Origin of the sequence: Butyrivibrio sp. INlla14 (assembly GCF_900102515.1) — a bacterium.
In the GTDB taxonomy this organism is placed as follows: domain Bacteria; phylum Bacillota; class Clostridia; order Lachnospirales; family Lachnospiraceae; genus Butyrivibrio.
In genome coordinates, this window is record NZ_FMVS01000044.1 from 1 (window position 1) to 14,749 (window position 14,749).

At 35.3% G+C, this 14,749-nt stretch carries 14 protein-coding genes; 13 read left to right on the forward strand and 1 reads right to left on the reverse strand.

The window, feature by feature from the left end:
• Nucleotides 1–145 precede the first annotated feature (145 nt).
• The 13 genes from BLO53_RS17850 (at nt 146) to BLO53_RS17910 (ending at nt 14,430) form a co-directional block, all read left to right on the forward strand.
• Nucleotides 146–1,765: an IS1634 family transposase gene (locus tag BLO53_RS17850; protein WP_092063818.1), complete on the forward strand. Its 1,620-nt coding sequence runs from the start codon at nt 146–148 to the stop codon at nt 1,763–1,765.
• Nucleotides 1,766–1,783: 18 nt separating this feature from the next.
• The gene (locus BLO53_RS17855; RefSeq protein WP_255363894.1) at nt 1,784–2,911 is read left to right on the forward strand and encodes a GtrA family protein; all 1,128 of its coding nucleotides are present in this window, start codon (nt 1,784–1,786) and stop codon (nt 2,909–2,911) included.
• Complete coding sequence (locus BLO53_RS17860) at nt 2,908–3,105, forward strand: 4Fe-4S binding protein (protein ID WP_092064786.1); 198 nt, start codon at nt 2,908–2,910, stop codon at nt 3,103–3,105. The genes BLO53_RS17855 and BLO53_RS17860 overlap by 4 nt, the downstream gene beginning before the upstream one ends.
• Nucleotides 3,102–4,271: a hypothetical protein gene (locus BLO53_RS17865; protein WP_092064790.1), complete on the forward strand. Its 1,170-nt coding sequence runs from the start codon at nt 3,102–3,104 to the stop codon at nt 4,269–4,271. Before BLO53_RS17860 ends, BLO53_RS17865 begins: the two co-directional genes overlap by 4 nt.
• 86 nt (nt 4,272–4,357) lie before the next feature.
• Entirely contained in the window at nt 4,358–5,395 is a 1,038-nt protein-coding gene (locus BLO53_RS17870; RefSeq protein WP_092064794.1) for a glycosyltransferase, read from the forward strand.
• Nucleotides 5,396–5,423: 28 nt separating this feature from the next.
• Nucleotides 5,424–6,350: a GDP-mannose 4,6-dehydratase gene (locus tag BLO53_RS17875; RefSeq protein WP_092064797.1), complete on the forward strand. Its 927-nt coding sequence runs from the start codon at nt 5,424–5,426 to the stop codon at nt 6,348–6,350.
• A 107-nt stretch (nt 6,351–6,457) separates the two neighbouring features.
• A complete protein-coding gene (locus BLO53_RS17880) occupies nt 6,458–7,411 on the forward strand; it encodes a DUF6492 family protein (protein ID WP_092064800.1) in 954 nt (317 codons plus the stop codon).
• A 155-nt stretch (nt 7,412–7,566) separates the two neighbouring features.
• Nucleotides 7,567–8,415, forward strand: coding sequence for an ABC transporter permease (locus BLO53_RS17885; RefSeq protein WP_092064803.1), 849 nt, complete (start codon nt 7,567–7,569; stop codon nt 8,413–8,415).
• 22 nt (nt 8,416–8,437) lie between these two features.
• A complete protein-coding gene (locus BLO53_RS17890; protein WP_092064806.1) occupies nt 8,438–9,721 on the forward strand; it encodes an ABC transporter ATP-binding protein in 1,284 nt (427 codons plus the stop codon).
• Nucleotides 9,722–9,736: 15 nt separating this feature from the next.
• Nucleotides 9,737–10,696: an FkbM family methyltransferase gene (locus BLO53_RS17895; RefSeq protein WP_092064809.1), complete on the forward strand. Its 960-nt coding sequence runs from the start codon at nt 9,737–9,739 to the stop codon at nt 10,694–10,696.
• Complete coding sequence (locus tag BLO53_RS17900; protein ID WP_143003276.1) at nt 10,693–12,369, forward strand: hypothetical protein; 1,677 nt, start codon at nt 10,693–10,695, stop codon at nt 12,367–12,369. The genes BLO53_RS17895 and BLO53_RS17900 overlap by 4 nt, the downstream gene beginning before the upstream one ends.
• 8 nt (nt 12,370–12,377) lie before the next feature.
• Nucleotides 12,378–13,313 carry an acyltransferase family protein gene (locus tag BLO53_RS20025; protein WP_442857221.1) on the forward strand — a complete coding sequence of 312 codons (936 nt, stop codon included), beginning with the start codon at nt 12,378–12,380 and terminating at the stop codon, nt 13,311–13,313.
• Nucleotides 13,314–13,434: 121 nt separating this feature from the next.
• Nucleotides 13,435–14,430 (forward strand): glycosyltransferase family 10 domain-containing protein, encoded by a 996-nt coding sequence (locus BLO53_RS17910; protein ID WP_176757354.1) that lies wholly within the window; start codon nt 13,435–13,437, stop codon nt 14,428–14,430.
• Between the two features lie 31 nt (nt 14,431–14,461).
• Here the strand turns inward: BLO53_RS17910 and BLO53_RS17915 are convergent.
• Nucleotides 14,462–14,749 (reverse strand): transposase (locus tag BLO53_RS17915; protein ID WP_143003267.1); only part of this gene is annotated, 288 nt, incomplete at its 5' end.

The window sequence follows — 14,749 nt, forward strand, 5'->3', positions numbered from 1 at the left end:
TCCTGGATTCTCGGAAACGTGACGATGAAAACCTCGTCACAGATTTCTGAAATCCGCTAAAATACTGAATTTATTGCCATTTCTCTCTTGATTTTTGCATCGTCATGTTTTATAATAATTATAGAAAACATGACGAGGTGGGGCGATGGCAATCATTACACAAACTGACAAAAGATCCGGTATTACCTACGCTTACGAGACAACCTATTACTGGGACAAGGAGAAACAGCAGTCGAGGTCCAAGCGTGTCTGCATTGGAAAGGTTGACCCAGTCTCTGGGGAGATAATCCCTACCAGAGGACGCGCAAAGAAAGGCGAGTCCAAGACTCCTAAAGCTTTGCCTGCCAGAACAGGCCCGGTCACATATACTGAGACAAAGCACCTTTATTTTGGCGCCACATATCTTCTGGAGCAGTTTGCTGATCAGATAGGACTTACAGCTGATCTTAAGCAGTGCTTTCCGGATATGTACAAAAAGCTTTTGTCAGTAGCTTTTTACCTTGTACTTGAGGATAACAATCCTCTATACAGGTTTGAAAAATGGAATCTTACCCATAAGCATCCTTATGGACAAGATATAGCTTCACCCAGAAGCAGTGAGATGTTCGCATCCATCACTGATGATCAGATAGCCAAGTTCTTGCGGTTACAGGCCAAGAGACGTGTCGAGGATGAGTACTGGGCTTATGACAGCTCCAGCTTCTCAAGCTACTCAGAAACTCTTAAGCAGGCTCAGTGGGGCAAGAACAAGGAAAACGACAGGCTTCCTCAGATAAATCTCCTTCTTGTGTTCGGAGAGAAATCCGGTCTTCCGTTCTATTACCGCAAGCTTGCCGGCAACATCCCTGATTCAAAGACGGTCAAGCACCTTCTTGAGGATCTGGATATCCTGGGCTTTGGCAAGACCAAGTTTGTCATGGACAGAGGCTTTTACTCTGAGGACAACATCAATGGTCTGTACAGGGAGCACGTGAAATTCCTTGTAGGAGTCAAACTCTCCCTGAAGCTCATCAAGAAGAATCTTGATGAGGTTTATGATGATATCCGTATGTTCAACAACTTCGACGAAGGCCTTAATACATATGGGCTTACAGTCAGTGCTGAGTGGAATTATACTCAGGACAGGCCATATAAGGGCGATACTATCGAAGAGAAACGCCGGATCTACATCCACTATTTCTACAGCATCGAAAGAGGTGCTGATGAAGAGCAGGCTTTTGACAAGCGTATCATGGACTACTGCAATGAGCTTCTTTCCGGCAAACCGGTTGAGGACCACAAGAAAGCTTACGCCCGCTTCTTTGAAGTAAAGGATACTCCTGTCCGTGGAAGACAGGTCTACTACAAAGAAGATGAAATCAAAGCTGCTCGTAAGTACATAGGATACTTTGCCATTATCACTAACGAGAAGATGGATGCCTTTACCGCTCTTCATCTATACAGGATGAAGGATGTTGTAGAGAAAGCATTTGGCAATCTCAAGGAGAGGCTCAACATGAGAAGGCTTCTCACTAAGTCAGAGAAGAATCTCGATGGCAAAATATTCAACGAGTTTATAGCACTAATTCTGATTTCTCACCTTGATCACAAGATGAAGGAAACAGATTTATATAAAACTTACACAATGCAACAGCTGCTTGATAAGCTTGATGTCCTTGAGTGTTACGAGGACGAAAAGCGTGCGCTCAGGATTGGTGAGCTTTTGGACAAGCAGGCTGATATATACACGACTCTCGGAGTGGCATTACCAACCTCGTCATGTTAATCTGAGAATCCAGGTTCTATAGTAGCATTTAACAGGCAAAACCTTTATTTGTGTGAATTTATATGTCATGGGGTTCCATCTCCGTCTGTATTCAGGGCTTACATTGACAATATAAATAAAAAAAATAACAGCCTTATAACCAAGTTTAAATTCAGATGCAAGGATCATGGGTGGAACCAGAGTGGATTGCAGCTTGGAGTAGAGTACGAAACGAATCAGAACAAGCATAAGCGCATTTTTCCAGCATTTATGGATGAGTATATGTGCGGATTCCTTGAGGATATATTTTTACGCCCATCATGCTATGACTGCAAATTTAAGAGAATTCCAAAAAAAACTTGCGATATTACCATCGCGGACTTTTGGGGGATTGATTCTGTTGATAAGAGATTTAATGATGGTAAAGGCACTTCGCTTGTCTTGGTTCATGGAGAGCATGGCCAGCAGCTTTTAGATGCTGTTCAAGGAAGGCTATATTTACATGAAGTTGATTATCATAAGGCTATCAGAAAAAATCCACCTCTATTGAAATCAGCAAAACTTTCAGAAGAGAGAAGAGCATTTTTTAGCGAATTAAGAAGTAAGGGATACAGTAAAGTATCCAAGAAATATATGAACACTCACAAGTGGCTATTTAGTACAGCTTGGAGAATATTGGGTAATATCATAGAAAAAATCGTATTTACAGCCCTTGCTCTTATTGGAATAAAAGCTACTGAGAAAAAATTAACTACAATTAGACAGTTTATCCAGTTCTGTATTGTAGGTGTTTCTAATGCATTGGTGTCATATGTTATTAATATTATTACACTTACATTACAAAGACCTCTGGGCTTCCGTTATGATTACATGGTTGCAAATGTAACAGCCTTTGTACTGAGTGTGTTGTGGTCATATCATTGGAATAATAGGTATGTGTTTGCTGAAGGAGCAGATAAGAGATCTAGGAAGAAGACTTTGTTAAAGGCTTATGCAACATATGCCTTTTCCGGGATAGTACTTAATAATGCCCTTAGTACGTTGTGGATAAGAGTTATTGGCTTTTCGAAGTACTTGGCACCACTATTAAATATTCCATTTTCTATGCCGGTTAATTTTCTCATTAGTAAATTCTGGACCTATAGAGAGAAAAGAGAAATCAAATGACAAATAGAATAGATATATTTAAAAGAAAAGAAGATTGCTGTGGCTGCTCTGCATGTTATGCGATATGCCCCAAGGGTGCAATAACTATGCTGGCAGATGAGGAAGGATTCGAGTATCCTATAATTGATACAAATTTGTGTATAGGCTGCAGAAAATGTATAAATGTATGTCCTATAAGGAGTATATGTAAATGATTCTATTGTTGGAACTACAATGCAAGGATTGGGAGCATAATAGGGTTAATTCTGAGTTGATTTTTCAGTTGAAGTCTGCATTTCCGTCTGAGGAGATGAAGTTATATGCTGAAGAAAAACATGTTAAGAAGCTTGCTGATATGTTGGATAGTCATAACATAGAGATTGATTCAGAAGTCATTGAATGGATAGACTATCATGGTAACAATGCTGATAAAGCAAAAGAATATGAAAAAGTAATTCGGACAATTATTGAGTCTAACACAGATGTTAAAAAAGTTATTTTTTTGTCAAGCAACAAAGGGACACTGCTTGCTGTTAGTGGTTTGGCAAGTCAGTATACCGATATTATCTTCTGTAATGTTTTGCATGCAGCATTGGAAGCGGTGTGTAGCGAAGGCCTAAAAAAACCGTTGAGAACAAGGATTTTTGAGCTTTTATGGTCTATAAAACATATGAAGAAGTATCCACAGCCTGAGAAACAGATTTCCATGAAGGACTGTTTGGAAAAATGCGATTCTGACAATATTGGCTTTTGGGTTTATACACCTTGCTATCAAGAGGAACTTAAGGGGAAGGTCGCTGATAGTGTGATATCTAGGACTCGTTTCCTACACCTGCCCTTTTACGAAAGCGAAGAAAAGAACTTAAGTATTGATGAGAATATAATAAAGGTAGGAATATACGGTCAGGCAGTTAATGACAATGCACAGGCTATTGTTGAAAGATATAACGAGGCTTACGACAATGGAATGGTCATTTTTAAAGTGATGTCTAAGAACAACAAAGAAATACTTCAGCAGAAGAATGTTCAAAGTATATTTGACAAGGATTATGTTACTAATGAAGAACTTGAAGAGGCTATCAGCAATTTGGACTTCATATTGATTCCTTATGACAGGAATCAATACAAAGTAACTGCCTCAGGGATTTTTTTTGATGCTATTTCAAGAGGGGTTCCTGCAATAACTTTGGATTCGCCTTATTTTCATTTTTATGACAAATATGATGTAGTAATGTTGGCGGAAAGTATTGATGCTGCATCTAAAATGATATCTGAACTTCATGAGCATAAAGATTTATACACTAGATATGCTAACTCTGAAAGAAAACTGGTAAAGAAAGCATTACATGAGAATATCACGACGATTAAGGAAGCGTTATAACATGTTTAGATTTGCTTTTTTAAAATATATAGTGAAGATTATTTAATATCAAAAAAAGCTTTTTGGAATAGTGACTGGAAGAGAGTATGAACGATACAGATTTAATTAGTGTGATTGTTCCAATATACAATATAGAATCCTACGTGGATAAATGTATCAGGTCAATAATAAATCAAACATATCTAAATCTACAAATAATACTGGTAGATGATGGCTCTACAGATAAAAGTGGTATAATTTGCGATAGCTATGCTGAGCTAGATAATAGGATACAGGTTATCCACAAAGCTAATGGTGGCTTATCAGATGCTAGAAATTATGGAATGGATGTAGCTAGTGGGGATTATGTCGCATTTGTGGATGGGGATGACCATATACATCCGCAGATGTATGAGATAATGCACAATCATATTATAGTTGATGATGCGGATGTGGTCACATGCTGGTTTGAACAATTTGATGAAGAAAAGTTTGGTGGGCCAATAGAAAAAGATTCTATAAGTGTTGAAGTGCTGAGTGGGGCTGAAGCAATAATTGATATTGAAAGACCTCATGTGGTAGCGTGGAACAAATTATATAAGAGATCGATTCTTAAAGATATCAAATATCCTGTTGGAAAGCTCCACGAGGATGAATTTGTTGTTCACAAAATATTTCATAAGTGTAAAAGAATAGCGGTGCTAGATGTTCCGCTGTATTTTTATAGCATTCGTCAAGGATCTATAGTTTCAGAGATGACCGAACGCAGAATCGATGATTCGCTTGAGGCATTTTCTGATAGAGTGAGATACGCTATTGAACAGAAATGGACAGAGGTAGTTCCTGCTGTATTAGCTAGATATTGTGATTATTGTATAGAAAAATATTACGGAATAGAAAATGGGAAATATATCTTAGATAAAGCAGTTATGGATAAGTTGTGGAAGGCAGAGCATGAAATGTGTTCTAATCACTTAAGCATTCAGCTAGATGAAAAATACCGTAAATTTGCAAATTCTCCTGCTGAGTACGAGGTATTCTTAAAAAGAGAGAGCATTAAGGCTAAAATAAAGTCTGTTTTGACTTTATTGCCCAGGGCGGCAAGAAAAACAGTAAGAGTTATAACCAAAAGAAAGGATATATGATAATAATAAACTATCATATGGAGAATAGATGAAAAAGGCGCTGATTTTTGGTATGGGTGGGTTTGTTGGAAAATATATGGCAGATGAGCTCATGCAAAGTGGATATGAAGTATATGCATGTAGTAGATTTGACAAACATGATAATGTTTATGATGGCTGGTACAATTGCGATTTAAATAATTCTGAACAGGTTAAAAATGTAATAGCAGAGGTGGGGCCTACACATATAATAAATTTAGCTGGACAGAGTAACGTTGGTATATCCTGGAGAATACCAAAACTTACGATTGAAACGAATGTATGCGGAGCTATCAATATTATTGAAGCTGTTCACGAATGCGACTTGGACAGTAGTATTCTTATGATTGGATCCAGTGAAGAATATGATGCTTCTGACAAGGCACTTTCGGAGAATAGTAAGATTAATGCTTCAAACCCATACGGTATATCAAAGATGATGCTTGGGTTGTTCTGCGAAATATATAGGAAAAGATATGGACTAAAACTTCATTATGTACGTACTTTTAACCATACTGGAATAGGACAGAATGATAATTTTGTTATTCCTTCTTGGTGCAAGCAAGTAGCAAGCATAACGAAAAGTGGAAAACCTGGATGCATGTATGTTGGCAATCTCGATATTGTCAGAGATTTTTCCAATGTAAAAGATATTGTTAGGGCGTATAGGATGATTATCGAGAGCAAAGATTGTAGCATTACATACAATGTAGGTAGTGGCAATCAAGTGTCTTTGAAAGAAATACTGAACCATGTGGTATCGCTTTCAGACCAACAGATATCTGTACAAATTGATTCGAAGCTATTAAGACCTATTGAGAATCCATATATTTGCTGTGATTCAAGCTTGATTCGGGACAGGTTGGGATGGAAACCGCAGTATAACATTTTTGAAACGGTAGAAGAAATATACCAATATTATATGAATAAGCATTGATCTTCAAATTATGATATGTATAAAAAATAATATGACAAGAAACAGTACAAGGTTATTGCTTCAGGCATTTTCCGAGAACGTTTTTAGAATCAAGGCGGTAATAAAAAATGCTTAACTTTGCTTTTTTGTTAAAAACATATGGTGAGGACTATAGTAGAGCTAAAAAACTGATAATTTCATACCGTAGGTTTAATGAGGACTCAATCAAACTCTTTTTGGTTTGTCCTGATACGGACAAAGAATTGTTTGCTGGATTTGCCGGGGATGATGTAAGTATTATTTCAGAAGAAACCATATGTTCAGAAGTGTTTACTGAAGATACGAATTTTACTGCTGGTTATCTGAATCAGGAGATATACAAACTGGCTTTTTGGGAACTGAAATTGTGTGAGAACTATATGTGCCTTGATTCAGATGCTCTATTTATTAGACCATTCTATATCAAGGATTTCATCTATGAGGATGCAATTCCATATACAGTTCTGATTGAAGATAATGACTTATGTGCAGATAACTATTACAATCAGATGTATTGGGTGGGGAGAAGAAAACAGATAGCCAAGATAGAAGATGCTATCGGTTATCATCCACATCATTTGCTTACCTGTCATGGCTTTCAGATTTTTTCTGGAACAGTACTTAAGTCTCTAAAAGAGGATTTCATGGCCGAAAGGGGCTATGAGTACAAAGATTTGATACAAATTGCACCATATGAATTCTCATGGTACAATTTGTGGTTGCAGAAAACAAAAAAAATACCAATAAATCCAATCGAACCACTTTTTAAGACTATTCATTTAAAACAGCATCATATAAATTATTATTTGGCAGGCATGCGCTTCAATGATTGGGCGAGATCTTATGTTGGAATTATAGTTAATTCAAATTATGGTGTGGGAAGTGGAGAGTACGAGGATTTATCTGTCTATAATTATGATAATGCAGATATTCCCGATGACATAATAGTCAATAATTATAGATTTTATAAGAAATTAATGGCAGGACGAATTCTTAGAAGAGCAAAAAGCGCTGTTAAAAGAATATTGAGGCATGGAAAATAGTAATGTAATAAGCATAGTTGTACCAATATATATAATAGAGTGGTATATCAAGAAATGCTTAGATTCTATTATAAATCAAGTATATCAGAATTGGCAGAATTAATTAGATGACAGTTACAGAGGAAGATTGGCAGGAAAACTGAGGAGTATTATAAATGGAACAAGATCAGAAATTTGATATAGTTATTACAGGTGATAGTAAATGGTATGAATTAAAGCTAAAAGAAGTATTCAGGTATAGAGATTTAATATGGCTTTTTGTAAAGAGAAGTTTTAATGCTCAATATAAGCAGACTGTTTTAGGACCACTTTGGTATATTATAAATCCTCTTGTTACTTCTTTTATTTCTACTATCATTTTTGGAAATATTGCTGGAATCAAATCGGATGGTGTTCCATATTTCTTATTCTATCTGGTCGGCTATACTTTATGGAACTATTTTTCTACATGTGTATCAGCCACAGCCAGTACTTTTACTACAAACGCTGGAATAATGGGAAAAGTCTATTTTCCAAGACTTACTATGCCAATTTCTTCTGTTTTGTATGCAGCTGTTAATATGATAGTAGTATTTGTTATGTCTATACTGGCAATGATCGTTTATTGGCTTTCGGGTAATCCTGTTCATACAAATATTTATGTCCTGATTATTCCTGTATTGATGCTACAAACAGCTGTTCTTGGACTAGGGGTTGGTATAATAATCTCATCTCTTACTACCAAATATAGAGACTTGGTAATTTTGGTTGGATTTGGCCTTAGTTTGTGGATGTATTTGACTCCGGTAGTTTATCCGATTTCAGAGGTTCCGGATAGCCTTAGGACGATTATCCTTCTTAATCCAATGTCTGCTATAGTGCAGAATTATAAATATGCATTACTGGGAGTTGGAGCTTTCGAGATTGGGTATTGGGGAGTGAGCATCGCTATAACCGTTTTATTGTTCTTTGCTGGGGTAATGCTATTTAACAAAGTCGAAAAGACTTTTATGGATACAGTTTAATTATTTTAATTAAGGATGCATCATGTCAGAAACAGTTATCAAAATAGAAGGATTAAAAAAACAATACAGATTAGGAACTATTGGTGGAGGAACACTTACAGCTGATCTTCAGAGCTGGTGGGCTAGAAAACGTGGGAAAGAAGATCCCAATACTGAGATTGGTACCGATATGTCGAAAGTTGGAGAGACTTTTTATGCTCTAAATGGTATCAACCTCGAGGTACATAAGGGAGAAGCTCTTGGCATTATTGGCGCTAATGGAGCAGGTAAATCTACATTATTAAAGTTGTTGTGCCGTGTAACCGCGCCTTCAGAGGGTACCATTAAGATGAGTGGTAGAATCGCAAGTATGCTCGAGGTTGGAACAGGATTTCACCCAGAACTTACCGGTCGTGAAAACATCTATATGAATGGTGCTATTTTGGGTATGACAAGAGCTGAAATTGATTCTAAAATTGAGGAAATTATTGATTTCTCAGAATGCCGTCAGTTTATTGACACTCCTGTCAAGAGATATTCAAGCGGAATGTATGTAAAACTAGCATTTGCTGTGGCTGCTCATCTTGATGCTGAAATTATGATAATGGACGAAGTGTTGGCTGTTGGTGATGTGAAGTTTCAGCAAAAATGTCTGGGTAAGATGGGGAATGCTGCTAGTAATGAAGGAAAAACGGTATTGTATGTAAGTCACAATATGAGTACTATTAGACAACTTTGTAATAGATGTATTGTTTTAGAACATGGGAAAATAGTATTTGATGGTGATGTGGATAAGGCCATTGCCGTGTATTTAGGTATTCAAAAAGGAGAATTTAAAAGTCATTACTTATTTTCTGATACTGTTCGTCCTTCATTAGAACATGGTGGAAAAATATTTGCAGAGGAATTACGTTTCCTTAATAACTCAACATACTTTGTTCAGAATGAGCCAGTTGAGGTAGAGGTAAAATGGAAAGCCAATGAAGAAGTCCGAAGAGTCGGAATATTGTTTATGATTTGTACTTTGGATGACAAAACTATAGGTTTCTTCCAGTCGGATAAATTAATAGATAATAGAGCCGGAAAAGAGTATTCAGTCAAAGTGCAGATGGATATTAGTAGTTTGATGGAAGGAGACTACTATACTTATTTAGACATCATATCTTTAAATGAATTTGGAACGCATGTTGGACTAGATCGACCTGTAGAAAAGATATTTTTTTCAGTACGTCGATCAAAGGAATATGATGGAATTATATGGAATAATAATGCATTAGGACATGTTGAATTTCCAAGAATAGAAACTGTAAATTGTAGAGAAATGTAATGGAGATATCTGTAAATGCTAGAACAGTTAAAAACAATCAATAGTTTTATAAACGATAGTTTAAATTATATGAAGAATTATCGAAGATATATTAAGGATGGAAAGATTGATAAATCTTTTTCTGGCTTTTTATATAATCAGTATTTGTTAACGCAGCGAAATGCAATTCTTGATTATTATAGAAATCATGTGGAAGAGGCTAAAAAATATCAGCACGAATTAGAATGCTTGAAGAAAAATCTCCCATATATGATGACATGCGATGTAGATGATTATGAAGAGAAAAAAAAGCTTATTCAGGATGATATAAGAACTATTGAGTTGGACAGGCAGACCAACCTGTTCTTTTTGACGAGAAAAGGTAGAAAGTTATATTTTAAGCGATCATTGGATTCAATAGAGAAGGTCAAAGAATATTATCAGTATTTAGCATATGAACAATCAGATAATTCTCCGCATAGGTATTTAGATGATTCTTTTGGAGTGGAAAAGGGGAGCGTTGTTTGCGATTGCGGAGCAGCGGAAGGTATATTTGGATTGGATAATATAGCTAATATTTCAAAGCTATATTTATTTGAATGTGATGCAGAATGGATTGAGGCTCTAGAGGCTACCTTTAAACCTTACAGGGATAAAGTTGTAATTATTCCTAAGTATGTCGGTGATGAAAATTCTGAAAATATGGTCACGTTAGACTATTATTTTATAGACAAAGATATTGACTTTATTAAAATGGATATCGAAGGTGCAGAAGAAGCCGTTCTTAGAGGCGCGAAAAGTATTCTGGGAAGATCGAATTCTTTAAAACTAGCTATAGCTTCTTATCACTCGAAAGATGCAGAAAGAAATATTAGAAAATTACTAAAGGACTTTGAGATAACGAAGAGTAAAGGCTTTTTGTTGCATGGTTGGGAAACAGCTGAACCTCCGTTTTTTAGAACAGGAATAACACGTGCATGTAAAAGGAAACTATGATGGCGGATAACAAGAAGTGGGTAATATATATTGTTTCACATAATACTCTATATAAACAGATGTATTTTCATGATTCTTTGTTTGGAAGAGATCATTTTCAGGTATTAAATGTTGGAAGTAGTAGTATCAAAGATAGTTTAGGCTTGGATGTAATTGATCAAAAATCATTAGATAAATACTTGGATTTGGGAAAATGGTGGGCAGAAAGTGAAGGGATATATAATATTTGGCGAAGTCAATTGTGGAAAGAACTGGATTATATTGGTTTTATCCACTATGATTTAGAATTAAGACTTGATGATAGAGTTGTTGGTTTTCCTAGGACTGATATCACTTCAAGAATAGAAGATTATTTAGCGGATAAGAAAGATATACATATAAGTTTTGAAACACATGATTTTGAGGAGGATTATAATCAAAAGATTATGGCAGATGAGGATCAGCCTGACAAACTAGTTGGAGATGGTAGAAACTGCTATGATTATATACTTGAAGAATATAACAATTATTACGGAACAAACTTTACGAAAAAAGATTTGATTAAAAGAAAGCAAATAAATTTGTGCTCATGCTTCATGATGAATACGGATGCATTTAATAACATGATGCTTTTTTGGGATTATATAATCAAAACAGGTGAGTTATTAAAATTTGATTCCAAACATTTATATCGCTTTCAGGGAGGAATGGCTGAACGTTTTTTTGGTGTTTGGATGGCTTTAAGGTATTCTGAATGTTTAGATTTGTCGCTTGTGCATCATTATAATGATGGCTTGAAAAATGACCTAAAAACAAAAATCATTGTCAAAAGAAAAGATGAAAAGGTAGGGTTAGCATCATTTTTTAATACTACGTTAGGGGCAGTAGATTATCTTACAAGAAAAGGATACACACCTATTGTGTGTGATGAAAAACGCTTTGGTTGGAATAAGTGGTTTAATAGCGAGAAAGACTATGACGAATCTGCAAAAGTTTTTGACGAAGTTGTAGATTTTCGACCTGATGATAGCTTGGAGATCCTTTATAATGATGAGCTTATTAAGTATTGGAACCAATCGTGGAAGAACCTTATTGGATTTGATAAGAACGTAATAGAACTTCTAGAGTATGAAAAAAGGATGCTGTTAGGTGGTCTTGAAGAAAGAACTGTAGGTGTTTTAGCTAGAGGAACTGATTATATTGCATTAGAGCCAAAGGGACATCCAAGGCAACCAAAACCAGAAGATTTATTTCCTATTATTGACAATTATCTATCAAATGGCTATGAGAGGGTATTTGTGGCAACTGAGGATACTTCAATTTTGGAATCATTTAAGAAAAAGTACAATGATAAACTAATATATAGAGTTAACACTATGTGCACTTATAGTGGACATGGTTATTTATCTGAACAAGGTAATGAAAAGGAGAGCGATAAGAAAAATTATGATTATTTAGTAAATATTTATATATTATCCTGTTGCAAGTGTTTTGTTGGAGGGAGAACGTCAGGAACAGTAATGGCATTTGTTCTTTCAGGTGGATATAAAGATTCTTACTTATGGAATCGTGGAAGGTATGGAGATGAAAAGTCAATGTCATTAGATATAGAAATAGAACAAAATAATATGGATTATACAGAATTCAAGCTGAAAAAATATTTTTTGAAACTATTAAAGATTTGCAAATTATGAAAAAAGATATGGTAAATAAAAACAGAGTGCAATCGATTGATATATTAAAAATTCTAGCGATGTTAATGATTTTTATAGTGCATTGTGTAAGTGATAGTTATAGTGCATATTCGGGGGTGCTCACTTATTTCCAATATGGAGTGGAAATATTTTTTGTATGCAATGGATATTTAACTGTAAAATCGCTTGAAAATAGCAACGTAAATCATAGATTTGTCCAGTGGTATTACAGAAAGTGGAAACGTGTGTTTCCAGTATTGCTTCTTGCTATTGCATTTTCGATAGTTCTAGAGTTTTGGAATTTGGGGTTATATTTTTGCAATGTTAGATATTTTTTGCTAAATAATAATGTTTCGCTTTTGACAGTAGTTAGTACGTTAACGTTGACAAATTTCTTAGTACCCAAGATGGGATATTTTAGCTTATTTACAAGTACCTACGCAATTACGAATCTATTATATTATTTAGTGAAAAAATATTTTGGATTCGAAGGAAAAAAGATTTGTATTGTGTATGTGATTATAGTTCTGGAGCTGTTACTTATGCCATTCATCCGTCCATATTTTGATTCGGAACATATGTATTTCTATTGGTATTTGGCATATACTCTTAGAGGGATGGCTGCTTTTTCAAGTGGAATAATTGGCTATTTATTTGTAAGGAGACTTAATAGGTTCTCAAAATTGAATTTTTCATTTTTGCTGTATCTGATTAGTGCTATAATAGGTTTTTTGTATTGTCTGTTACGAGCGTATTTTTACGTGGGTTCTTTTTTGACATCTTTATTTACAGTTATAATTATATGCATTACATACAAGATTGATTTGGGTATCTATGTAAATAAGATTTGCAATTTCTTTTCTCCCATAACATTCTCATTTTATCTTTTTCATACAATGATATACTACATGCTTAAAAAAATTTTATGGAATCTAATAAAATAGGGCTGCTTTTTGTGAGCTTGTTTGCTTCTGTAGTTTGGGCCATAATTTGTACTTATTTGTATGAGAGGCCGCTTATAAAGGGATTGGATGTAGTGACAAGTAAATTTCTGGAGTGAAAAAATTGGTTAATATTTGTTTTGTTGATTGGTGGGATGGGTTTGACCAAAATGAAAACTTTATAACAAAAATACTTGATAAGCATTTAGAGTATAAGTTAGTAACGGATCCCAAGGAGACAGATTTCGTTTTCTGTTCTGTGTTCGGAAAAGAATTTTTAAATTATTCATGTCCTAGGATTTTATTTACAGGAGAAAACTATGTCCCGGATTTCAATTTTTACGATTATGCAATTGGGTTCGATTATATTGATTTCGGTGACAGGTATATTAGGTATCCTCTTTATTTAGCATGCTATGGAGATGCGTGTGCAAAGCTTGAAACAGGTAACATTCCTTATGTTGATATAAAGAATAAAGGTTTTTGTTCGTTTGTAGTCTCAAATCATGAGTATGCCGAATCCTACAGAGAGAAATTGTTTGATGCTTTATCTTCTTATAAATTTGTGGCATCTGGTGGAAAACACAGGAATAATATAGAGCTACCGAATGGCGTTGAGGATAAAATGGAGTTTGCAAGGCATTACAAATTTGCTATTGCTTGTGAAAATGCATCTCATCCTGGATATTGCACGGAGAAAATAGTTGAAGCTTTTGCTGCAGATACAGTTCCAATTTATTGGGGAGATCCTTATGTTGATAAATATTTTAATCCGAAGGCGTTTGTTAATTGTAATGAGTTTTCTAATATAGACGATGTTGTGGATTATGTCAAAAAAATAGATATGAATGATGACTTATATTTGGATATGCTAAAGCAACCAAAAGTTGTTGAAGGTAATTTTTCATTTAATAGCATGCGTGAGGACTTTTCTAATTGGCTTATAGCAGTTGTTAGTCAGAATATGGATAACGCCTATAGAAGGAATAGAACAGGTTTTGTCAATACATTAGAGAAAGACTCTTTTATTCTGAAGGAATACAAAGAGAAAAGGGAGAAAAAGCAGGAAAGTATTGCGAAAAGAAGAAAAATCAGGCTCTTCAGGGGTAATGGTGGGTAAAAAATGCCATCAACCCCAGTGTTTATGCTGATCATGTGCATTTTTGTTTTCTGTTAGGAAGTGGAACCCTCAAATCCGAGCATACCAGATAGACCATATCGAGCATGTTTTGGATGTTGCGAAAACCATATGCCTTGCGGATAATCAGCTTGATTTTGTTATTAGTAGCTTCAATTCGAGCGTTACTCATGCCTAGCCTTATTGCATTCAGTATGTGCTCCCTGTGACGTTTGATCTTGAGGTAAAGTTCCTTGAAAGCACCAATCCTGCTGTGACTTGCCCACCAGAGCCAACGATTGAGGGCGTCCGCTGCCTCATC

Excerpts from the sequence above, each read along its gene's own strand:
- BLO53_RS17850 (WP_092063818.1), top strand. The coding sequence starts at position 146 with ATGGCAATCATTACACAAACTGACAAAAGATCCGGTATTACCTACGCT.
- BLO53_RS17860 (WP_092064786.1), top strand. The coding sequence starts at position 2,908 with ATGACAAATAGAATAGATATATTTAAAAGAAAAGAAGATTGCTGTGGC.
- BLO53_RS17865 (WP_092064790.1), top strand. The coding sequence starts at position 3,102 with ATGATTCTATTGTTGGAACTACAATGCAAGGATTGGGAGCATAATAGG.
- BLO53_RS17870 (WP_092064794.1), top strand. The coding sequence starts at position 4,358 with ATGAACGATACAGATTTAATTAGTGTGATTGTTCCAATATACAATATA.
- BLO53_RS17875 (WP_092064797.1), top strand. The coding sequence starts at position 5,424 with ATGAAAAAGGCGCTGATTTTTGGTATGGGTGGGTTTGTTGGAAAATAT.
- BLO53_RS17880 (WP_092064800.1), top strand. The coding sequence starts at position 6,458 with ATGCTTAACTTTGCTTTTTTGTTAAAAACATATGGTGAGGACTATAGT.
- BLO53_RS17885 (WP_092064803.1), top strand. The coding sequence starts at position 7,567 with ATGGAACAAGATCAGAAATTTGATATAGTTATTACAGGTGATAGTAAA.
- BLO53_RS17890 (WP_092064806.1), top strand. The coding sequence starts at position 8,438 with ATGTCAGAAACAGTTATCAAAATAGAAGGATTAAAAAAACAATACAGA.
- BLO53_RS17895 (WP_092064809.1), top strand. The coding sequence starts at position 9,737 with ATGCTAGAACAGTTAAAAACAATCAATAGTTTTATAAACGATAGTTTA.
- BLO53_RS17900 (WP_143003276.1), top strand. The coding sequence starts at position 10,693 with ATGATGGCGGATAACAAGAAGTGGGTAATATATATTGTTTCACATAAT.
- BLO53_RS20025 (WP_442857221.1), top strand. The coding sequence starts at position 12,378 with ATGGTAAATAAAAACAGAGTGCAATCGATTGATATATTAAAAATTCTA.